Annotated in this window: 19 protein-coding genes; 12 read left to right on the forward strand and 7 right to left on the reverse strand. The window is 70.3% G+C overall.

All coding sequences use genetic code 11. The features are described from left to right. Positions 1-32: 32 nt before the first annotated feature. Complete coding sequence (locus tag ORI60_RS29745) at positions 33-1,619, forward strand: DUF885 domain-containing protein (RefSeq protein ID WP_266041311.1); 1,587 nt, start codon at positions 33-35, stop codon at positions 1,617-1,619. Here ORI60_RS29745 and ORI60_RS29750 read toward each other — a convergent pair. Continuing rightward, entirely contained in the window at positions 1,616-2,404 is a 789-nt protein-coding gene (locus ORI60_RS29750) for a glycoside hydrolase family protein (protein ID WP_266041312.1), read from the reverse strand. The two genes, ORI60_RS29745 and ORI60_RS29750, sit on opposite strands and share 4 nt — an antisense overlap. A 169-nt stretch (positions 2,405-2,573) precedes the next feature. Here ORI60_RS29750 and ORI60_RS29755 point away from each other — a divergent pair, with 169 nt between their 5' ends. Next, entirely contained in the window at positions 2,574-3,515 is a 942-nt protein-coding gene (locus ORI60_RS29755; RefSeq protein WP_266041313.1) for a quinone oxidoreductase family protein, read from the forward strand. Positions 3,516-3,569: 54 nt separating this feature from the next. Here the strand turns inward: ORI60_RS29755 and ORI60_RS29760 are convergent, their stop codons facing one another. Further along, complete coding sequence (locus tag ORI60_RS29760; RefSeq protein WP_266041314.1) at positions 3,570-4,100, reverse strand: FKBP-type peptidyl-prolyl cis-trans isomerase; 531 nt, start codon at positions 4,098-4,100, stop codon at positions 3,570-3,572. Positions 4,101-4,421: 321 nt separating this feature from the next. On the opposite strand from ORI60_RS29760, the gene ORI60_RS29765 reads away from it, so the two are divergent. The 3 genes from ORI60_RS29765 to ORI60_RS29775 all read left to right on the forward strand — a co-directional run bounded on the left by ORI60_RS29765 (position 4,422) and on the right by ORI60_RS29775 (position 6,801). Then, complete coding sequence (locus tag ORI60_RS29765; protein WP_416234508.1) at positions 4,422-5,435, forward strand: hypothetical protein; 1,014 nt, start codon at positions 4,422-4,424, stop codon at positions 5,433-5,435. A gap of 6 nt (positions 5,436-5,441) precedes the next feature. Next, positions 5,442-6,089 carry a hypothetical protein gene (locus tag ORI60_RS29770; protein ID WP_266041316.1) on the forward strand — a complete coding sequence of 216 codons (648 nt, stop codon included), beginning with the start codon at positions 5,442-5,444 and terminating at the stop codon, positions 6,087-6,089. 61 nt (positions 6,090-6,150) lie between these two features. Beyond that, on the forward strand, positions 6,151-6,801 hold the full coding sequence (locus ORI60_RS29775; protein WP_416234515.1) for an HD family phosphohydrolase: 651 nt from the start codon (positions 6,151-6,153) through the stop codon (positions 6,799-6,801). Positions 6,802-6,829: 28 nt separating this feature from the next. On the opposite strand, the gene ORI60_RS29780 is transcribed toward ORI60_RS29775, so the two are convergent. Genes ORI60_RS29780 through ORI60_RS29790 form a run of 3 tightly spaced genes read right to left on the reverse strand, consistent with a single transcriptional unit; the run spans position 6,830 to position 10,033 of the window. Continuing rightward, positions 6,830-7,078: a three-helix bundle dimerization domain-containing protein gene (locus tag ORI60_RS29780; protein WP_266041318.1), complete on the reverse strand. Its 249-nt coding sequence runs from the start codon at positions 7,076-7,078 to the stop codon at positions 6,830-6,832. A 32-nt stretch (positions 7,079-7,110) separates the two neighbouring features. Then, positions 7,111-9,090 carry a hypothetical protein gene (locus tag ORI60_RS29785; RefSeq protein ID WP_266041319.1) on the reverse strand — a complete coding sequence of 660 codons (1,980 nt, stop codon included), beginning with the start codon at positions 9,088-9,090 and terminating at the stop codon, positions 7,111-7,113. A gap of 22 nt (positions 9,091-9,112) precedes the next feature. Beyond that, positions 9,113-10,033, reverse strand: a complete 921-nt coding sequence (locus tag ORI60_RS29790; RefSeq protein WP_266041320.1) for a heme o synthase — start codon at positions 10,031-10,033, stop codon at positions 9,113-9,115. A gap of 253 nt (positions 10,034-10,286) precedes the next feature. Between ORI60_RS29790 and tkt the strand changes: the two genes are divergently transcribed. Genes tkt through pgl form a run of 6 tightly spaced genes read left to right on the forward strand, consistent with a single transcriptional unit; the run spans position 10,287 to position 18,427 of the window. Further along, on the forward strand, positions 10,287-12,371 hold the full coding sequence (gene tkt, locus ORI60_RS29795; protein WP_266041321.1) for a transketolase: 2,085 nt from the start codon (positions 10,287-10,289) through the stop codon (positions 12,369-12,371). Between the two features lie 4 nt (positions 12,372-12,375). Next, positions 12,376-13,488, forward strand: coding sequence for a transaldolase (gene tal / locus ORI60_RS29800; protein WP_266041322.1), 1,113 nt, complete (start codon positions 12,376-12,378; stop codon positions 13,486-13,488). A 25-nt stretch (positions 13,489-13,513) separates the two neighbouring features. Beyond that, positions 13,514-15,100: a glucose-6-phosphate isomerase gene (locus tag ORI60_RS29805; RefSeq protein ID WP_266041323.1), complete on the forward strand. Its 1,587-nt coding sequence runs from the start codon at positions 13,514-13,516 to the stop codon at positions 15,098-15,100. Between the two features lie 50 nt (positions 15,101-15,150). Beyond that, positions 15,151-16,638 carry a glucose-6-phosphate dehydrogenase gene (gene zwf / locus ORI60_RS29810; protein ID WP_266041472.1) on the forward strand — a complete coding sequence of 496 codons (1,488 nt, stop codon included), beginning with the start codon at positions 15,151-15,153 and terminating at the stop codon, positions 16,636-16,638. Then, positions 16,635-17,651 (forward strand): glucose-6-phosphate dehydrogenase assembly protein OpcA, encoded by a 1,017-nt coding sequence (gene opcA / locus ORI60_RS29815; protein ID WP_266041324.1) that lies wholly within the window; start codon positions 16,635-16,637, stop codon positions 17,649-17,651. The genes zwf and opcA overlap by 4 nt, the downstream gene beginning before the upstream one ends. Then, positions 17,648-18,427 (forward strand): 6-phosphogluconolactonase, encoded by a 780-nt coding sequence (gene pgl, locus ORI60_RS29820; protein WP_266041325.1) that lies wholly within the window; start codon positions 17,648-17,650, stop codon positions 18,425-18,427. The genes opcA and pgl overlap by 4 nt, the downstream gene beginning before the upstream one ends. A gap of 30 nt (positions 18,428-18,457) precedes the next feature. Here pgl and ORI60_RS29825 read toward each other — a convergent pair whose 3' ends face one another. After that, positions 18,458-19,333, reverse strand: a complete 876-nt coding sequence (locus tag ORI60_RS29825; protein WP_416234509.1) for a M48 family metalloprotease — start codon at positions 19,331-19,333, stop codon at positions 18,458-18,460. 103 nt (positions 19,334-19,436) lie between these two features. Between ORI60_RS29825 and ORI60_RS29830 the strand changes: the two genes are divergently transcribed. Then, complete coding sequence (locus ORI60_RS29830; protein ID WP_266041327.1) at positions 19,437-19,865, forward strand: GNAT family N-acetyltransferase; 429 nt, start codon at positions 19,437-19,439, stop codon at positions 19,863-19,865. A gap of 179 nt (positions 19,866-20,044) precedes the next feature. Here the strand turns inward: ORI60_RS29830 and ORI60_RS29835 are convergent, their stop codons facing one another. Further along, positions 20,045-21,424, reverse strand: a complete 1,380-nt coding sequence (locus ORI60_RS29835; RefSeq protein ID WP_266041328.1) for a hypothetical protein — start codon at positions 21,422-21,424, stop codon at positions 20,045-20,047. Positions 21,425-21,534 lie beyond the last annotated feature (110 nt).

Genomic DNA, 21,534 nt, shown 5'->3' on the forward strand with positions numbered 1-21,534 from the left:
ACACTGTAAAACCAGCGGGTAGCTTCGGTCGGGTGACCACCGACACGCTCACGTCGTTCCTCTCGTGGTACTTCGACCGCCACCCCGCGCACGCCGCCGGAGCCGGTTCGCTGGAGCACTGCTCGACCTTCGGGGACCTCTCCGCGGCGGCGTTCGAGCAGCGGGCTCGCGAGAGGGAGACCTGGCTGGCACGGCTGGAGGCGTCGCCGGAGTCGGTCGACCGCGACCTCGCCGTGTCGGTGCTGCGCGGGGCGTCGGCGATGGACGCGTGGCCGGGCTGGCGGCGGGATCCGCACGAGTACACCGGGATGATCTTCTTCGGGCTGCTGGGGCCGTTCCTGCACGGGTTGATGCCCGAGGCCGAGCTCGTCGCGTCGACCGTCGCCAAGCTGCGCGAGGTGCCGTCGGTGCTCGCCGCCGCCGAGGCGAACCTCGACGCGTCGCTGGCGTCGTCGCTGGTCGTGCTGCGCACGCTCGGCCAGGTGCGGACGGGGCGGGCGTTCCTGCTGGACCAGTTGCCGCGGCAGGTGTCGTCGCCGGGGCTGCGCGCGACGCTGGCCGAGGCCGCCGGGCCCGCGGCCGACGCGTTCGACCGGTACGCGGTGTTCCTGGAGGACCTCGCCGTGCGGGCGTCAGGCGACTGGCGGATGGGCGAGAAGCTCTACTCGGCCGTGTTGCAGGACAAGGAGTTGCTGGGCTACGGAGCACCGGAGCTGCACCAGCGCGGGCAGGACGCATACGCGGCGCTGGAGGCCGAGCTGGTCGAGCTGGCGGGATCGCCGGACTGGCGGGCGGTGATGAGCTCGCTGCAGGACGACCACCCGCCGACCCTGGAGGCGATGCGCGCCGAGTACGAGGCGGAGACCTCGCGGGCACGCGCCGCGCTGGTCGAGCACTCGCTGGTGACGATGCCCGAGGGCGAGGAGTGCCAGGTGGTCGCGTCGCCGGCGTTCCAGCGGGCGGTCATGTCGGTCGCGAGCTACCTCGGGCCGCCGGCGCTGACCTCGAAGCGGACCGGCTTCTTCTTCGTGCCGTTCACCCCCGACGGCGCGACCGACGAGCAGATCACGCAGCGCCTGCGCACCAACTCGCGCTCGCAGCTGCCGACGATCTCCGTGCACGAGGCGTACCCCGGCCACCACTGGCACTCGGCGTGGCTCGCGGCGCAGGGCCCGGCGCACCCGCTGCGCAAGGTGTTCCGGACGTCGTACTTCTCCGAGGGCTGGGCGCTGTACTCGGAGAAGCTGCTGCGCTCCGTCGGGTACTACACGACTCGGGGCGCTCTGATGAGCCACGTCGAGGCGCGGCTGTTCCGGGCGGCGCGGATGATCGTCGACACGGCGTTGCACTGCGGCGACATGACTCCCGGCGAGGCCGAGGCGTTCATGGTGGCGCGCACCGCCCTGACGCCGGGCACGGCGGCCGGCGAGGTGAAGCGGTACTGCGCGTGGCCGACGCAGGCGCCGTCGTACCTGACCGGCGCGCTGGAGATCGACCTGATCCGCGACGAGTACCTGGCCGCGGGACTCGGCTCGTTGCGGGACTTCCACGACCGGATCGCGGGGTCCGGCGCGCTGCCGCTGGGGCTCGCGCGCCGGGTCGCCCTCGGCGAGGACTAGGCGGGCGCGTAGGCGCGGCCCGCCGCCGTCAGCGCCGTGCCGGTGGACAGACCGGTCGGGCTCGTCTTGGCGGACAGCGTGAACCACGCATACCGTTCCACAAAGGACAGTCCGTTGAGCATCCTGGTCGACGCGGTGATGAACGCGGTCTGCTGCTGCTGGGTCGGGTAGACCGCGCGGCCGGAGCGCCAGTCGATCAACGCGTACTCGGTGAGCCAGATCGGCTTCTGGTAGCGGTTGTGGACGTTGCGCAGGTACGACTCCAGGTGCCCGGTCGCCTTGTCGGAGAAGTCCTGGCCGTACCAGTGCAGCGGGATGAAGTCGACGCGCAGGTTGCGCGCCTTCGCCCCCGCCATGAACCGGTCGAGCCAGCCGCCCGCGACGTCACCGCCGAACGCGACCCCCGGCGCGCCGAGCCTCAGGCCGGTGCTCTGCAGGCGCGGCCACAGGTCCAGCGCGCGTTCGACGGTCATGTTCGCCTGGCCCGCCATGTCGGGTTCGTTGAACCCCAGCAGCTGCCGGCCGTTGGCCTTCGCGTTGTTCAGCTCGGCGTCGGTGACGCTGGCCGCGCCCCAGATCATGGGGACGAACTCGGCGTTGCTCTGGATCCCGCGCCGGTCCGAGGCCCACGTGTAGTACCAGCGGGCGTCGAGCGCGGTCATGGCGGCGCCGGCCGGGCCGGGGTCGTCGGCGGCGTTCACGCCCTTCTTGGCGGACGCGGCGTGGGATGGAAGCGCTCCCACCAGTAGCAGCAATGCGATCAGCAGCAGGGATGTTTTTCGCATGGACCGGTCCTACCAGGGGCGGGTGCTGCCTGTCGCCGTGGTGGTACCGCACGCGGGCGGGACGAGGCGGATGCCCTCATGCTGGACCGCGGTGGTTCCTGCTCGGCGGGAGCGGGAACATCGCGGTCGTGGCCCGGGTTGACCGGGTTGAGTCGATCAAGGAGGACAGATGCCCAAGGCAGTGGTGGTGCGTTCGGCCGGCGGCCCCGAGGTGCTGGAGCACACGGACGTGCCGCCGCCCGTGCCCGGTGACGGCGAGCTGCTGGTGAAGGTGAGCTGCGCGGGCGTCAACTACATCGACACCTACCAGCGCAGCGGCCAGTACCCGCTGCCGTTGCCCACCACGCTGGGGCTCGAAGGCGCCGGCGAGGTCGTGACGAGCAACTCACCCGACTTCGCCGTGGGCGACAAGGTCGCGTGGATGGGCGTGCTGGGCAGCTACGCGTCCGAGGTCGTGGTGCCGGCGGCGTCGGCGGTGCGGGTGCCGGACGGGCTGGACGTCGAACTGGCCGCGGCCTCGCTGCTGCAGGGCATCACCGCGCACTACCTGGTCCACTCGACGTACGTGGTGGAGGAAGGCGACCGGGTGCTGGTGCACGCGGCGGCCGGCGGCGTCGGCCTGCTGCTCACGCAGTGGGCGAAGTCGAAGGGGGCCACCGTGGTCGCGACGGTGTCGACCGACGAGAAGGAGGCGCTGGCCCGCGGGGCCGGGGCCGACCAGGTGCTGCGGTACGGGGACTTCGCCTCGCAGATCGAGAAGGTCGACGTCGTCTACGACGGGGTCGGCGCGGACACGTTCGACCAGTCGCTGGCGTCGCTGAAGCCGCGCGGCATGCTGGCGCTGTTCGGGGCCTCGTCCGGGCCGGTGCCGCCGGTCGACCCGCAGCGGCTCAACGCGGCCGGGTCCGTCTACCTGACGCGGCCGTCGACCGGGGCCTACCTGCTCGACCGCGCCGAGCTCGACTGGCGGGCGGGCGACCTGTTCTCCGCCATCACCTCCGGGGAGCTGAACATCCGGATCGGTGGCCGGTACAAGCTGGAGGAGGCGGCGCAGGCCCACACCGACCTGCAGTCGCGCCGGACGACCGGCAAGCTGCTCCTCCTGCCCTGAGCACGAGAGAGACGCGACGGCCCCCGGTGCTCCGGGGGCCGTCCGCTTTCCGGGTCAGGCGGCGGGGGTGACCTTCACGCCGTCGATGACGAACACGAGCGTCTCGTTCGCCTTGATGCCCTGACCGCCCTTGCCGTAGCCCTTCTCCGGCGGCACGACCAGCAGGCGGCGGCCCTTCTCCTTGAGCCCGACGATGCCCTCGTTCCAGCCGTCGATGACCGGCGCCTGGCCGACGTTCTCGACGTCGAACGGCTTCTTGCCGAACGAGGTGTCGAGGATCTTCTTGTCGGAGAAGGTCGTGAGCTGGTAGTCGACGGTGGCCGTCGTGCCCGCCTTCACCTCGGCGCCGGTGCCCACCACCAGGTCCTTGATGATGAGCTCGCCGGTGGGCTTGCAGCTCGGGATCTCGACCTTGGGCGCCGAACCGAACTCGCCGGTGACCTTGAAGTCGTCGGCCTTGCAGGGGTTCGTGGGCGCGGCGGCGGTCGGCGACGAACCGCCGGCCGAGGGCTGGGCCGACCCGGCGCACCCGGCGAGGCCGGTGGCCGCGAGCGCCACAGAAGCGATGAGCAGGACGTTACGCATGGTGGGTGAGCGTATTCGGACGGGTGTGAGCGGCGTGTAGCAACCCGCGCGGCCCTTCGGAGCACGACACAGGTCATGGGTGCATGTGGGTGGGGTGGTCCCCCTCATCCGACCCGTTCGGGGGTGGTGGCGACGGCGCGTCACCGAAGTGCACGAGTACGGGCCGGCGACTGCGCTCAAGGACGCTTATTCCGGCCGGGAATGTCGCACGAATAGCAGCTTCCTTATCTTTTGACCGACGCGTACAGTAACTCCTCGCACTTGACCGGACACCGAGCGCATTCGTCCGTTCGGGTAGCGGCCAATCCGGTGATCCAGGAGGTGGCACACGTGTCCGCGGAGGCCGGAGGCATCCGCAGCAACCTGATCCAGGAGTTGTTCTGGACTCGGACCGGGTTGCTCCTCCTCATACTCGTCGTGACGTCGGGTGCGTCGCTGGCCATTTCCAGTCAAATGGATTCCGGTGCACCGAGAAACCTGCTGACGGCACTGGGCACGGGCACGCTCATTTCGGCGGTGGTGAGCTTCACGCAAACGCTGATCACGTCGAAAGCGGCGCAGAAGGCACTGCTGGCCCCGGTCATCGAGGAGAGCCGCAAGGCGCTCAAAGAGCTCACCCAGGAGTACCGCGCACTCGACCGGGAGTTCTTCCCCAGTCACGTGTTCGAACCGACGGCCAGGCCGGACCCGGTGTTCAACCAGCTCATGATGCAGGACCTGGAACGGACGCGGCTGTACTGCTTCCGCGGGTTCGCCGGCCGGTACGCGGCGGGCAGGGTGCTGCTCAGCCAGACGGAGTGCGAGCTCAGGGCCGTGCTGGCCGACCCGCGCGACGACAACGCGATCAGCGGGCGGGCGCGGTACCTGCTGCGCAACGAGGGCGCGGACGGCGACTACGACGAGATCCAGGCACGGCTCAAGGAGCAGATCGGGATCGGGCTCGTCGGGCTCTACGCGGCGCGCAGCCGGTGCACGAGAATCGACGTCACCATCGTTTCGGATCCGCCGCTCGACCGGCTCGAGTTGTTCGACGACTCCGCGTGGCTCACGCTCTACAGCAACACCGCGGGAGTGCTCAGGCCGTATCCGCGCACGCTCAGGTTCACCGAGAGTTCGTTCCTGTACGCGATGGAACGCGCGGAGTTCCTGCGCATCAGCAATTCCAAGGCCGGCTACCACTTCGCCATCACGCCAGCGACGACGCGAAACGACTTCATGGCGCTGTTCGAGAAGATCACCGGCGAGACACTCACCCAGGACGGGTTCACGGAACTCGAAGGCAAGTTCCACGAATTCCGTCGCGAATTCTCCGCATCTGCTCAGTTGAGGAGCTGATCGATCTTGCTAGCCGAGTTCACCGGGTTGTCCGCGCTCGAGGAGCTCGCCGCCCGGGTGAAGCGCGCCGAATTCCCCGTCGAGGACCACTGGGCCGATGTCGGCGCCTGGTTCACCGAATGGGCGGCGCGGCCCGAGCTGCGCAAAGAGCTTCGCGCGTACATCGACGGCCTCACGCCCCAGGAGGCGACCTGGGTGATCGCGCACTCACGGGAGACGACGACGCACTTCGCGTGGTGCCTGAGGGACGAGGCGGACGAACCGTTCACGTTCTGGCTGCACGAGTACAAGCCGCTGGCCGACTGGCGCGCCGGGTACGCCGACTCGGTGCACAACCACCGCTACCACTTCTGCACCACGATCCTGAGCGGCGCCTACCTGCACGAACGTTTCGACGCCCGGCTCGGCATCGGCGGCCGCAGCATCGTCGGCACCGAGCTCACGAACCGCACCCAGTGCACCGAAGGCGCCACCGGGACGATGCTCGCGCACGAGTTCCACCGCATCCCGCGCGCGGCGGACGGGACGATGACGTTCCTCGTCAAGTCGCGTGCCGTGAACCCGTGGAGCCTCAGCTACGACCCGGACACCGGAATCAGCCACCGCCACGTGCCGGTGGAGGACCGACTGGAGGATCTGACGAACCACCTCTGAACCGCCGCCGAGGCCGCCGCGACACGCCTACCATCAGCCCACCTTGTCAGGAGGGCTGATGATGCGTACGCGCACGATGATCCCGAGGTCTGTCATAGCGGACGTGGAGCAGCGCGTGAGGAGGCTGTGCGAGGACCTGGCCGCGAAGCTGCAGTTCCACGGCTGGCACCACGTGAGCTTCGTCCGCGACAAGTCCGTGCACTTCGCCGGGCGCAACGGCGCCGCACGGGACGTCGTGGAGGTCGCCGCGCTGGTGCACGACCTGAACTACATGGTCCGCCGCAACTCGCTGCCCACCGACGGCGCGGCGCTGCGCCGGAAGGTCCTCTTCGTCGCCGGCGTCTCGCAGGGCGACATCGAGTGGATCGAGCGGATCGTCCTCGAGGCCGAGATGCGCACCCGCTCCCGCGACATCTCGCTGGAGGCGCAGGCGCTCTCCGACGCGGACACGCTGTTCAAGGCGCTGCCGGTCACGCCGGTCGTCCTGGCGCACAAGTACCTGCAGGAGAACGGCATCACCCTGCGCGAGCTCGCGTACAAGATCGTGGGCGAGCAGGTGGGCAAGGCCGACGAGGGCTACTACTTCTACGACTCGGAGGCCGCCGCGACCTACACGAAGTGGGCCGAGACGAACCTGCTGCTGTGGAAGTGCATCGTCGAGTCCCTGGACGACCCGTGCGTCGAGGACCTGCTGACCAAGGTGGCGTCCTGAGGGCGTTCCCCGGACGTCTGTCTGAAGGTCAGCGAGCAGGCGTGAGACCCGCGGTCTGCTGCACGGGCATCGTCACGCCGACAGCGGTGAACGCCAGCTCGCGAGCCGCGCGCCGGACGGTGAGCACGCCGAGGTAGGAGTGCACGGTCGAAGCGCGCCGCAGGTCGAGGTACGCCTCGACGGCGGCCTCGACGACCAGGTCACCCGGCACGCGATCGCCGAAGCGGCACAGCAGTTCGTCGACCGCTTGCCGCAGCTGGGCTTCCGAGTTCAGCATGCCCTGGTAAACGCCCAGCCGCCGCCCGCGGTTCAGCGAGCCCGGAGATCGGCACTTCCGTGCAGCGCGTACGCGAGCCCCATGACGTTGCCGCGGCTGAGCATCTCCCACCGCACCTGCCGCAGCGCGTCGCCCGCGCTGACCCCGGCGGCCAGCCGGGAGAGCAGCATGCCCGTCACCCAGCCGGCCATGTCCTGCGGTACGGCGACCTCGGGACTGATCACGCCCGACGCGCCGTGCTCAACGAACGAGCGCACGAGGCCGTTCATCGGTGTCGTCCCCACGACCAACGGCTTGCGCACGGGCCAGTGCGGCTGCGGCCACACGCCCTCTCTGTCCCACCTTGCGATCTCCTCGGCGTCGAGGAAACCCTCGCGGAAGTGCAGGTGCACGACGTCCATGTTCTCGTCCGCGAGCGCCCGCCCCAGCTCGGGCGGGGTGACGTACGCCGACGTCACCGACTCCGGCGGCACCTGCGACATCAGCTCCGTCACGTGCCGCTCGGTCAGCGACCGGTCCATCCCGGCGTCGACGGCCATCGCCACCTCGAACGGCCACGGGCGCGGCAGGATCCGCGGCACGAGCGGCCCGACCGGGTGTTCCAGCACGCTCGACAGGCCCCAGAACCCGAAGGGGCACAACACGTTCCCGCTGTGGTCGGGTACCGGGCAGTGCGGCGGCACCTCTCCCCCGGCGCCGAACGGCCCGAACTGCCCGACCGAGGGGCACAACCGGTGCGGCCCGTCCGCGAACGGCAGGTCGTAGATCATCGGCCACCGCACCGGACCGGACGCGGCGGACGCCACCACCACCCCGGCCGGGCGTCCCGTCACCCGCGCCGCGTGCCGCAGGGCGTCGGCCGGTCCCAGCTCACCGAACAGCCGCGCATAGGCGGCCGCGCCCTGCCGGGCCAGGAAGGCGAGATCCGCGCAGTAGGCCGGGAAGTCCTTGCCGTACCAGGGATCCAGCCCCGACGACGCGGGCAGCGTCAGGGCGGGGCCGACGAGACTGGTCCACGACGGCACGCCTCCCGCCGCGACCAGTGCGCGGTCGCCGAGCTCCAGGACCGACACCGCGCGGGGAGCCGGGAGGTCCGCGAACGTGCGGGAGAGCTTGAGCCGCGGCACCGCACGCGGCTCACCCGCGCCGACGGGCAGCACGACCTGCTGGACGTGCACGGGCACCACACCGTGGTAGACGACCAGCTCACCGGTCCAGGGCACAGCGGCGTACGGCGTCGTGACCTCGAAGCTCACCCACGAGCTGGGCCCCTCGGCCGGCAGCACGAACGACTCGGACTGCCCGGGCCGGCCGGACATGCTGAGCACGGCGCGCAGCTCCAGGTCGCCCGCCAGGACCGCGGGATGATCTCCGACGCGCGCCCACACCTCGTAGTCCGCGCCCGGCCGCAACGCCCCGGCGATGCCCTCGGTGGCTCCCGGCAGCGCGACCACGACCGTCACCGCGCGATCGGCGACCACGGGTGGCGCGGGCAGGGACGTGTAGGTCATCCGCCCCCGCCGTTCCAGCTCCCGGAACTGCCAGAGGACGTCCTCGACCCGTGCCTCACCGCGCCCGAGCGGCGCGGCGAGGACGACGTGCGGGGCGCTCCAGCCCATCACCACCGACGCGGTGTCCACACCGGACACCCAGGTGTGCACGGCGGTGAAGAGCACGACCGGCCGGCCGGCCGCGCGCAACGCCGCGACCACCGGGGCCGAGTCCCACGAGCGCGTGTCGTGCAGCGCCACCACGTCGCCGGGCACGTCCGAGAGCGACGACAGCGACGAGGCCGACGGGAAGTGCCGGAGGTCGAGCACGGCGAACCTCAGCACCCGCACCTGCGTCGTGACCGCGGTGGACGCGGCCGATCCGACGGCCAGTCCCCGGCTGACCTGCGCCCACCCGGCCGGATCGGTGATCACGACGAGCGAGGTGGCGGGCGTCAGCGCCGCGACGAAGTCCAGTGGTGAACCTTCACCACCGGTGACGGTGAACTCAACGGGCGCCACAGCCGTACGACTGGAGGTGCAGCTAGAACGGCCAGCCCAGCACCGGCAACCCGACAACGGCGTCGACGGCGAGACCGCAGAACACGAGCATCAGGTAGAGGTTCGACATGTGGAAGAACTTCATGGTGTTCGTGGACCCGCCGCGGCGGACGACGTTGTGCAGCTTGTGCGCGAAGACCGCGAACCACAGGCCCGACAGGGCCGCCACCGCCACGTAGATCCAGGAGGTGACGGGGGCGAGGGCGAGGGTGCAGACCACGGTGATCCAGCTGTAGATCACGATCTGCCGCGTCACCTGCGCCGCTGTGGCCACCACGGGCAGCATCGGCACGCCTGCCCGGGCGTAGTCCTCCTTGAACTTCATCGCGAGGGCCCAGGTGTGCGGCGGGGTCCAGAAGAAGATCACGCCGAACATGACCAGGGCCGGCCACTCGACGGTGCCCGTCACCGCGCTCCAGCCGATGATCACCGGCATGCAGCCCGCCATGCCGCCCCAGATGATGTTCTGGGAGGTCCGGCGCTTGAGCACCAGCGTGTAGACGAAGATGTAGAAGAGGATGGTGGCGACCGCGAACGCGGCCGACATCAGGTTCACGAAGATCCACAGGAACGCGAACGAGACGATTCCGAGCACGATGCCGAAGATCAGGGCGTTGCGCGGCGGAATGGCGTTGTGCGCGAGCGGGCGGGCCGCCGTCCGCTTCATGACCGAGTCGATGTCGGCGTCGACGAAGCAGTTGAGGGCATTTGCCGACCCCGCGGCGAGGGTGCCGCCGGTGAGGGTGCAGGCGATGAGCCACAGGGGCGGCAGGCCGTGCTGGGCCAGGAGCATCGCGGGGATCGTCGTGATCAGCAGGAGCTCGATGACCCGCGGCTTGGTGAGCGCCACGTAAGCGCCAACAACCTGGCGAGGCGACCTGGGGGCCTCGAGGACGGCACTCATCGCGGGAACGCTCCTCGTGTTGAGACAGGTGTGAAAACCAGCGACTGATGGTAACCGCGCAAAGAATTCACAGCCCGTTCGGGTGCTGGTGTGCCCCGGCACACACGTGCCTGGGACCTTTCAGAGCAACATCTGAATCTCTCAGGACTAGGCTTGCCGGAGGACGTGGGAGAGACGCGGGTCAGGCTCTTCGGGATCGATTCCGAACGAGCTGGGCACCCGCCCTAGCGACAAAGTTTGGAGCTGTAAGTCCGTGACCGTCACCGACGACATCACCCGGCTCACCAAGGCCGATCTGCCTGACGACTGGACCGAGCTCGACAAGCGCGCCGTGGACACCGCGCGCGTGCTCGCGGCGGACGCCGTGCAGAACGTCGGCAACGGCCATCCCGGCACCGCGATGAGCCTCGCGCCGCTCGCCTACACGCTGTTCCAGCGGGTGCTGCGCCACGACCCCGCGGACGCGGACTGGATCGGCCGCGACCGGTTCGTGCTCTCCGCCGGGCACTCCAGCCTGACGCTGTACATCCAGCTGTTCCTGTCCGGTTACGGCCTGGAGCTCGACGACCTCAAGACCCTGCGCAAGTGGGGCTCGAAGACGCCGGGCCACCCGGAGCACGGCCACACCAGGGGCGTCGAGATCACCACCGGCCCGCTGGGCTCCGGCCTCGCCGCCGCCGTGGGCATGGCCATGGCCGCCCGCCGCGAGCGCGGCCTGTTCGACCCGTCGGCCGCGCCGGGCGAGAGCCCGTTCGACCACCACGTCTACGTGATCGCGTCCGACGGTGACATCGAGGAGGGCGTGACCTCCGAGGCCTCGTCCCTCGCGGGCACGCAGCAGCTGGGCAACCTGGTCGTCTTCTACGACGACAACAAGATCTCCATCGAGGACGACACGACGATCGCGCTGTCCGAGGACACCGCGAAGCGCTACGAGGCCTACGGCTGGCACGTCCAGGTCGTGGAGTCGGGCGAGAACGTCAAGGGCATCCTCGAGGCGGTCGAGAAGGCCAAGGCCGTCACCGACAAGCCGTCGTTCATCCTGCTGCGCACGATCATCGGCTACCCGGCGCCGAACAAGCAGAACACCGGTGCCGCGCACGGTGCCGCGCTGGGCGTCGACGAGGTGAAGGCCACCAAGGAGATCCTCGGCTTCGACCCCGAGCAGACCTTCGAGGTCGCCGACGAGGTCCTGGCGCACGCCCGCGAGGTCGTGAAGCGCGGCGAGCACGCCAAGGCCGAGTGGCAGAAGTCGTTCGACGCGTGGGCGTCGGCCAACCCCGAGGCCAAGGAGCTGCTGGACCGCCTGGTCGCGCGCGAGCTGCCCGAGGGCTGGGACGCCGACCTGCCGGTCTACCCGGTGGACGCCAAGGGCGTGCCGACCCGCAAGGCCTCCGGTGAGGTCATCAACGCGCTGGCCAAGCACCTGCCCGAGCTCTGGGGCGGTTCGGCCGACCTGGCCGAGTCGAACCTGACGACCATCAAGGGCGCCAAGTCGTTCGGCCCGGAGTCGATCTCCACGGGCATGTGGAACGCCGACCCGTACGGCCGCGTGCTGCACTTCGGTGTCCGCGAGAACGCGATGGGCATGATCCTCAACGGCATCGCGCTGCACGGCCCGACCCGCCCGTTCGGCGGCACGTTCCTCGTGTTCTCCGACTACATGCGTCCCGCGGTGCGCCTCGCGGCGATCATGAAGGCCGCCGTCACGTACGTGTGGACGCACGACTCCATCGGCCTGGGCGAGGACGGCCCGACGCACCAGCCGATCGAGCACCTCGCCGCCCTGCGCGCGATCCCGGACTTCGCCGTGGTCCGCCCCGGTGACGCCAACGAGACCGCGTTCGCCTGGAAGGCCGTCATCGAGCAGCTCGGCCCCGTGGGCCTGGCGCTGTCCCGCCAGAACGTCCCGACGCTCGAGGGCACCTCCGCCGAGGGCGTGAAGCGCGGCGGCTACGTGCTCTTCGGTGACGAGAACCCGGAGATCGTGATCATCGGCACGGGCTCTGAGCTGCAGGTCGCCGCCGAGGCCGGGAAGGTCCTGCAGGGCGAGGGCGTTGCAGTGCGTGTGGTCTCCATGCCGTCCATCGACTGGTTCGAGCAGCAGGACGCCGAGTACCGCGAGTCGGTCATCCCCTCGTCGGTCAAGGCGCGCGTCGCGGTCGAGGCCGGCATCGCACAGCCGTGGTACCGCTACGTCGGCGACAACGGCGAGATCGTCTCGATCGAGCACTTCGGTGCCTCGGCCGACTACCAGGTCCTGTTCAAGGAGTTCGGCTTCACGACGGAGAACGTCGTCGCCGCCGCCCGCCGTTCCCTTGACCGAGTGAGGGGTTAATCTCGTGAGCAAGCCGAATCTGGCCGCCCTGTCCGGCGCCGGTGTCTCCATCTGGCTCGACGACCTGTCCCGTGAACGGCTCACCAGCGGCAACCTGGACGAGCTGATCCGCGACTGGAACGTCGTCGGCGTGACGACGAACCCGACGATCTTCGCGGGCGCCCTGTCGAAGGGCGAGTCCTACGACGAGCAGGTCCGCGAGCTCGCGAACCGGGGCGCCGACACCGAGGCGACCATCCGCGAGGTCACCACGACCGACGTGCGCAACGCGTGCGACAAGTTCCGCGACATCTACAACTCGACCGGGGGTGTGGACGGCCGCGTCTCCATCGAGGTCGACCCGCGCCTGGCGTTCGAGACGGACAAGACCGTCGCCGAGGCGCAGGACCTGTGGAAGACCGTGGACCGGCCGAACCTGCTGGTGAAGATCCCGGCCACCGAGGCGGGCATCCCGGCGATCACGAAGGTGATCGCCGAGGGCATCTCCGTCAACGTGACGCTGATCTTCTCCGTCGAGCGGTACGAGAAGGTCATGGAGGCCTACGTCGCGGGCCTGGAGCAGGCCAAGGCGAACGGCCACGACCTGCGTTCGATCCACTCCGTCGCGTCGTTCTTCGTGTCCCGCGTGGACACCGAGATCGACAAGCGGCTCGACAAGATCGGCACGGACGAGGCGACCGCGCTGAAGGGCAAGGCCGCTCTCGCCAACGCGTGGATCGCCTACGGAGCGTTCGAGAAGACGTTCCAGGGCGAGCGCTGGGAGGCCCTCAAGGCGGACGGCGCGCACGCGCAGCGTCCACTGTGGGCGTCGACCGGCGTGAAGGACCCGAGCTACTCCCCCACCCTCTACGTCGACCAGCTCGTCGTCGCCGACGTCGTCAACACGATGCCGGAGAAGACGCTGCAGGCCGTCGCCGACGCGGGCAAGATCACCGGTGACACGGTCACCGGCCGCGCCGCTGAGGGCCAGGAGGTGTTCGACCAGCTCGCCGCCGTGGGAATCGACCTCCAGGACGTCTTCAAGACCCTGGAGACCGAGGGCGTCGAGAAGTTCGAGAAGTCCTGGGAAGAGTTGCTCGAGACGGTGACGAACCAACTGGCTCAACTGAAGGGCTGACTACCAAGTGACCTCCGTCGAAATCGTGAGGTCACCGAACGCCGACCAGGTCAGCACTATCGCTGCTGACCTGGTCGCGGATTCGGTGCCGAGCAAGCTGACCGCGCAGGACCCGACCCTGTGGGGGCCGGAAGCCGAGTCCGAGGCGAGCATCCGCCTCTCCTGGACGACGTTGCACGAGTCGTCCCGTGCACTGCTCCCCGAACTCGTGGCACTGCGCGCCGCACTGCACGCCGAGGGTGTCGACCGCGTCGTCCTCGCCGGAATGGGCGGCTCGTCGCTGGCCCCCGAGGTGATCACGCGGACCGCGGGCGTCCCGCTGGTCGTGCTGGACACCACCGATCCCGCCCAGGTCGCCGACGCTCTCGCCGGCGACCTCGAGCGCACGGTGATCGTGGTGTCGTCCAAGTCCGGCGGCACCGTCGAGACCGACAGCCACCGCAGGATCTTCGAGAAGGCCTTCACCGACGCGGGCATCGACGCCGCGTCGCGCATCGTGGTCGTCACCGACCCCGGCTCGCCGCTGCAGAAGGCGTCCGAGGAGGCGGGCTACCGCAAGGTGTTCCTGGCCGACCCGAACGTCGGCGGCCGTTACTCGGCGCTGACGGCGTTCGGCCTGGTGCCGTCCTACCTGGCCGGTGCCGACGTCGAGGCGCTGCTGGACGACGCGGCCGAGGTCGCGAAGGTCGTGTCGCAGGACTCCGAGGACAACCCCGCGGTCGTGCTGGCCGCGGTCTTCGGTGCCGCGCACGCGCACGGTGCCGAGAAGATCGTCTTCGCCGACACCGGGTCCGGCATCGTCGGGTTCGGCGACTGGGCCGAGCAGCTCATCGCCGAGTCGACCGGCAAGAACGGCACCGGCCTGCTGCCGGTCGTCGTCGAGGGCCCCGGCGCCCCCGGTTTCGTGGACGCGCGCTCGGACGCCACCACCGTCGCGATCGGACCGGCCACCGGGTCGGCGACCATCGCGGTGGAGGGCAAGCTCGGCGCGCAGTTCCTGCTGTGGGAGTACGCGACCGCGCTCGTCGGCCGGGTGCTTGGCATCAACCCGTTCGACCAGCCCGACGTGGAGGCCGCGAAGAAGGCCTCCCGCGCGCTGCTCGACGCGCCGGCCGTCGCCGCCACCGTTCCGTCCTTCGTGGACGGTCCGGTGCAGGGTCACGGCACCGGCTGGGCGCCGCGCGAGGTCCACACCGTCGCGGAAGCGCTTGCGGCGATCGTTGAAGTGGCGCCCGACCACGGCTACATCTCGGTTCAGGCGTACTTGGACAGGATCGACGACGCGTCGTTCGAGCTGCTCCGTGCGGAGATCGCGAAGAGGACGCACCTGCAGACCACGTTCGGCTGGGGTCCGCGCTTCCTGCACTCGACCGGCCAGTACCACAAGGGCGGTCACCAGAACGGCGTGTTCATCCAGATCACCGGCGAGTCCGGTGACGACCTGGAGGTGCCCGGCCGTCCCTACACGCTGGCGCAGCTGCAGCTCGCGCAGGCGCTCGGCGACGGTCAGGTCCTGGCCGAACACGGTCGCCCGGTGCTGCGTCTTCACCTCGAAGACCGCATCGCCGGCTTGGCCCAGCTCGTCGAGGCAGTCCAGGAGGACGGCTCGTGACCACATCCGCCAAGTGGCACAACCCGCTGCGGGACGCGCGCGACAAGCGCATGCCCCGCATCGCGGGCCCGAGCGCGCTGGTCATCTTCGGTGTCACCGGTGACCTGTCGCGCAAGAAGCTGATGCCCGCGATCTACGACCTCGCGAACCGGGGTCTGCTGCCGCCGGGCTTCGGTCTCGTCGGCTTCGCCCGCCGCGACTGGGCCGACCAGGACTTCATGAAGGTCGTGCACGACGCGGTGAAGGAGCACGCGCGGACGCCGTTCAACGAGGCGGTCTGGGCACAGCTCGCCGAAGGCATCCGGTTCGTGCAGGGCACGTTCGACGACGACGCGTCGTTCGACAACCTCGCGTCGTGCCTCGCGGCTCTGGACGCCGAGCGCGGCACGGGCGGCAACCACGCGTTCTACCTGTCGATCCCGCCGGGCGCGTTCCCGACGGTGGTCAACCAGCTCAAGCGCGCGGGTCTGGCGCAGGCGCAGGGCGACCAGTGGCGCCGCGTCGTCATCGAGAAGCCGTTCGGCCACGACCTCGCCTCCGCCAAGGAGCTGAACCGCACGGTCAACGAGGTCTTCCCCGAGGAGTCGGTGTTCCGCATCGACCACTACCTCGGCAAGGAGACCGTGCAGAACATCCTGGCGCTGCGGTTCGCGAACCAGCTGTACGAACCCATCTGGAACTCGAACTACGTCGACCACGTGCAGATCACCATGGCCGAGGACATCGGTCTCGGCGGTCGCGCGGGCTACTACGACGGCATCGGCGCGACGCGCGACGTCATCCAGAACCACCTGCTGCAGCTGCTCGCGCTGATCGCGATGGAGGAGCCTGTCTCCTTCAAGCCGTCGGACCTGCGGGCGGAGAAGGTGAAGATCCTCTCGGCGACGCGTCCCGCGGAGCCGTTCGAGGAGACCACCGCGCGCGGCCAGTACACCGGTGGCTGGCAGGGCGGCCAGAAGGTCCCGGGTCTGCTGGAGGAGGGCGGTTTCTCGCCCGAGTCGAAGACCGAGACGTTCGGCGCGATCACCTGCGAGGTCAACACCCGCCGCTGGGCCGGGGTGCCGTTCTACCTGCGCACCGGCAAGCGCCTGGGCCGCCGCGTCACCGAGGTGGCCGTCGTGTTCAAGCGGGCGCCGCACCTGCCGTTCGACGACACGGCGACCGAGGAGCTGGGCCAGAACGCCCTGGTCGTCCGGGTTCAGCCGGACGAGGGCGTGACGATCCGGTTCGGGTCGAAGGTGCCGGGCAACACGATGGAGGTCCGCGACGTCACGATGGACTTCGGGTACGGCCACTCGTTCACCGAGTCGTCGCCGGAGGCCTACGAGCGGCTGCTGCTGGACGTCCTGCTCGGCGAGCCGTCGCTGTTCCCGAAGAACGACGAGGTCGAGCTCTCCTGGGAGATCCTCGACCCGATCCTCGACTTCTGGGCGCGCAAGGACGAGCCGGCTCTGGAGAAGTACAAGGCTGGGACCTGGGGTCCGCCCTCGGCGGACGCGATGACCGCCAGGACCGGAAGGCACTGGAGGCGTCCGTGATCATCGACCTGCCCTCGACCACCACCTCCCAGATCAACTCGCGGCTGGTCCGGCTGCGGGACGAAGGCGGTGCGACGACTCTCGGTCGCGTGCTGACCCTCGTCATCGTGACCGAGGACGGCCAGCGCACCGACGCCGCGATCGACGCGGCGAACGACGCGTCGCGCGAGCACCCGTGTCGCGTGATCGTCGTGGCCCGCGGCGCGCGTCAGGCGGCACCCCGCCTGGACGCGCAGATCCGCGTCGGCGGCGACGCCGGAGCGTCGGAAGTCGTCGTGCTGAGGCTCTACGGCGAACTGGCCAAGGAAGGCGCCTCGTGCGTCATGCCGCTGCTGCTGCCGGACACCCCGGTCGTGGCGTGGTGGCCGTTCGACGCGCCGGTCTCGCCGTCGAAGGACCCGATCGGCCAGCTCGCGCAGCGCCGCATCACCGACGCCGCTGCCGAGAAGAACCCGATCAAGGCCCTGGAGTCCCGGCGGGCGCACTACGCGCCGGGCGACACGGACCTGGCGTGGACGCGGCTGACGTTGTGGCGCGCCATGCTCGCCTCGGCGCTGGACCTGCCGCCGTACGAGAAGGTCGTGGAAGCGGACGTGACCGGTGAGGCCGACTCGCCGTCCACGGACCTGCTCGCCGCGTGGCTGACCGACCGGCTCAAGGTCCCCGCCAAGCGCTTCAAGGCGACGTCGGGCGAAGGCATCGTGGAGGTCCGGCTCGGCCGTCCCTCCGGCGACGTCGACCTGCTGCGCCCGGACGGCAAGGTCGGCACGCTGACCCAGCCCGGCCAGCCTTCCCGCCGGGTGGCGCTGCAGCGCCGTTCGGTGCGCGACTGCCTCGCCGAGGAACTGCGCCGGCTCGACCCCGACGAGGTCTACGCGGCGGCGCTCAAGTCGCTCGCGAAGGTCGTGAAGGGCCGCACGCCGTCGCCGAAGGACGAGGCGCCCGTCGCCGCGCCGGAGGCCGCCGCCAACGGTGCCGCTCCCAAGAAGTCGAAGGCGAAGGCCGGTTCGTGAGCAACCCGCAAGTGGTGGTGCACCGCGACGGCGACCTCCTGGCCGCCGCCGCGGCGGCCCGCCTGGTCACCCGCATGGTCGACGCCCAGGCCGCGCGCGGCTACGCGTCCGTCGTGCTGACCGGCGGCCGCACCGGCACCGCCGTCCTGGAGCACCTGAACCGCAACGCCGCGCGTGACGCGGTGGACTGGTCCCGCGTCGACCTGTACTGGGGCGACGAGCGGTTCCTGCCCTCCGGGCACGCGGACCGCAACGAGACCCAGGCGCGTGCCGCGCTGCTGGACCACGTTCCGGTGGATCCGTCGCGGGTGCACGTGATGGAGCCGTCGGACGGCGAGTTCGGCGACGACCCCGAGGCGGCCGCCGAGGCCTACGCCGCTCTGCTGGCGTCGGTGGCCCGTCCGGAGGACCACGGCGACGTGCCCGCGTTCGACGTCTGCATGCTGGGCGTCGGCGAGGAGGGGCACGTGGCGTCGGTGTTCCCGGACTCCCCCGCTGTGCACGAGCAGGAGCGTTCGGTCGTCGCGGTGCGCAACTGCCCGAAGCCGCCTCCCACGCGCGTGTCGCTGACGCTGGCGTCGGTGCGTTCCGCGCAGGAGGTCTGGCTGATGACCACCGGTGAGGCCAAGGCCGCCGCGGTGGCCATGGCGCTGAGCGGTGCCGGCGAGGTGCGCCTGCCCGCCGCCGGTGCCACCGGCCGCCGCCGGACGCTGTGGCTGCTGGACTCGGCGGCCGCCTCGGCGGTGCCGGCCCTGTTCAAGCCACCGCTCGCCTGATGCACGGGCCCCCAGGCTTCGGCCTGGGGGCTATTTCTTGCTGTGCAGCCTGCTGATGCGGTGCGCGCACGACGGGTGCGAGGCCAGCATCCGTGCCCGGAGACCGGCCCTGGCGCGTTGCTCGTCGTGTCCCTCCTTCACCCACCGCTGCAACACCTCCAGCAGCAACGGCCCGTACCCGAGCTCGGCCGCGACCCGGTCCGCGTGCAGTTCCGCGCGCCGGCTCGCCAGCGCAAGCAACGGCGCGATCACCGGCACCAGCACCAGCCACGGGCTCACCACGAGCGCCGCCGCCGCGAGGACGACGACGAGCGCGATGCTGATGGCCCTGGCCCCCGAGGTGCCGACCGCGCGCCCCACCTCGTGGATGACCACGCCGGCCATGACGACCAGCCACACGGTCCACCGCGCCGGCAGCTCGTACCACCACCGCAGCAACGAGATCTTGGTGTGCCCGGCCAGGTGGTGCCCGACCTCGTGCGCCAGCACAGCTTCGAGCTGCGGCCCGGGCAACCGCAGCGCCGCCGTCGAGACCCCGACGACGTGCCCGCCGACCGCCATCGCGTTGATCTCCCTGGAGTTCTGGATCCGCAACCAGTACCGCCGCGGATCCACCCCGGCCGCCGCGCACACCTCGTCCAGCAACGGCGTCAGCAGGTCGCTCTCGGTCGGCGTCGGCTTGCGCAGCCGGTGGGCCACGACCGCCAGCACCTTGTCGGTGGCCGGCACGAACACGATCGCCCCGGACACCAGCCAGATGGCCGGCAGCAGCCACAACGTCCCCGGTGTCAGCGCCTTGCCGGCGAGGCCGACGATCAGCAGGCTGCTCAGCACCGTGGGGATCCCGAGCAGCAGTTCGGTCACGGCGGACAGGTCGAAGCGTCGTCGGGTCCCGCGCACCGGCATCACCTCGCCGGCCCAGGTTGGCAGCGGGATCCCGTTTGTGTCCAGCCGATTCGCCCGTCCTGCCCAGTGTGGTTGGCTGGAGAGGTCAACCGAAGGGGGCGAGTTGCACATCCGGGACGTGCTGGCCGAAGACGCGCCGGCGATCCAGCAGATCAACCGCGAGGCTCTGGGCTACGAGTTTCCCCTGTCCGAAACGCTGGCCCAGTTGGAACGCATCATCAAGGCGCCCAACGATTTGCTGCTCGTGGCCGTCGACGACGCCGACGTGCTGGGCTACATCCAGCTCAGCGACTACGAGAACACGTACCACCACTCTCTGAAGAACCTGATCACGCTGGCGATCTCACCGCGGCACCAGCGCCGGGGCGTGGGCAGGGCCCTGCTGACCGCGGGCGAGGAGTGGGCGCGGGCCGACGGTGCTCGCGGGGTGCGGCTGGTGACCGGGGTGAACCGGGTGAACGCGCGGGAGTTCTACGCGGTGAACGGATACGCGGTCCGCAAGGAGCAGACCAACCTGATCAAGTGGTGGTAGCCGCCCTTCCCGCTCCCGTTGAACCCAGTTCTCTCTGTCCGCGGTGGTCAGCCCCGAGGAGGGCTGGTCCCTGCCCTGCGCCCACCTGCATCAACCAGTGACCACCGAAGCAAACCGCCGACGCCCACGGGATTCCTACGCGGCCAACGGTGGAACGATCCGCACAAGACCAACCCCGATCAAGTGGGAGAACCCGCTCCCTCCCCGTCCACGAGCTCCTCCATCACCCGCACCGGCAAAGACGGGTTCGCCGCCGCGGCCCCGGCCGTGAACTCACTCCCCAGCAACTCCACGATCACCGCCACCGGCAGGTGCGGATGAGCGGCCGCGAAGTGCCGGGCCTGGGCATCCTCCAAGCACAGCAACAGGGTCTCCGCGGAAGCGTGCGGATGCCGGGCGGCGGCCCGCCAGGTATCCCGGACCGATCCGGCCCCCGAAGCCATGTGGTGCAACAACTCCGCAGGGCACAACGGGTTGCGCGCGATCCGCGGGTACAGGCGCGGCCCGTGCCGCGAGGCGAGTTCCCACAGCTGGGGCACCGTCACCAGCGGATGGACGGCCACGGCGGCGGCGACGCCCGGATCGTCGGCCCTCACCAGGCAGGCGAAGAGATCCGGCGGCAGGTCGGCACGTGCCGCCACCATCATCCGCACCTGCATGACAGGCGACGCGGCCAGAGCCCGGAGTTCCGAAGGGGAAGCGGAAACGATGCGGGGCACCGGTTCGGGACCGATGCGGGCGGCCGGGGCCAGTTCCTCCAGGAGGTCCAGCGGGATCGCCGGGTTGCGCAGGAGCACGAGGCGCAGGGCACGTGTCCCGGTGAGCTGGCGCAGGACCGGGACGGGGGCGGCGGGGTTCGCGGCCAGTTGCGACAGGATGCCCGGCTCGAGTTCCGAGGCGAGCTGTTCGTAGATCTCCGCGGGCAGGTCGGGGCGTCCGGCCAGGAAGTAGCGGGACGCGTGGTGCGGCAACAGGTCCGCCGCCACCTCGGGCGGGGTGGCGGGGTTGGCCGCCAGTTCGCGGACCAGGGTGCCGGACCTGAGCGACGCCAGCACCGAAGCGGGCGTGTGCGGGCTGGAAGCCAGTGCGCGCAGCACGTCGGGGCTCGGGTGGCGGCTCAGCGACTCGGCCAGGGCGGGCGGCAGCGCGTGGAACAGCACCAGTTCGGCGACCACCTGCGGTTCGGGGTCGCGGGCCAGGAGGGCGATCACGTCGGCGGGCAGCGAACAGGCCCATTCGGGCAGGCTCGCGCGGACGGAGGGGTCCGGGTGGAACGCGAGCGCGCGGACCAGTGCGGGATCGGCGCCGGCGCGTCCGGTCAGCACCAGGGCGACCGATTCGTTCACGATCGGTACGTCCGCCGGAGCGGCCATCCCGTTCTCCAGCAGCCGGTGCACGGCCGAGGAGTCGCCGTGTGCGAGCAACGCGCGCACGTGCTCCGCTGTCAGGTCTGCGCGATCGGCCAGTTCGGCGGCCAGGGCGGGGCGGGTGACCAGGCGGTCGAGCAGGTGCCGGGGCAGCGCGGGGTTCGACGCCAGGCCCTCCAGTACAGCGTTCACCAATCTCCCTGGTAACACGGCAGGCATTCCCCCCGACAACGCGTATCATCCCCAATCGCGTTGAGTAGCGGGGGTTTTGTGGCAAACGGCAGTGCGAAGCGACGTCCCAC

Source organism: Lentzea sp. NEAU-D7, assembly GCF_026242055.1.
Lineage (GTDB): Bacteria > Actinomycetota > Actinomycetes > Mycobacteriales > Pseudonocardiaceae > Lentzea.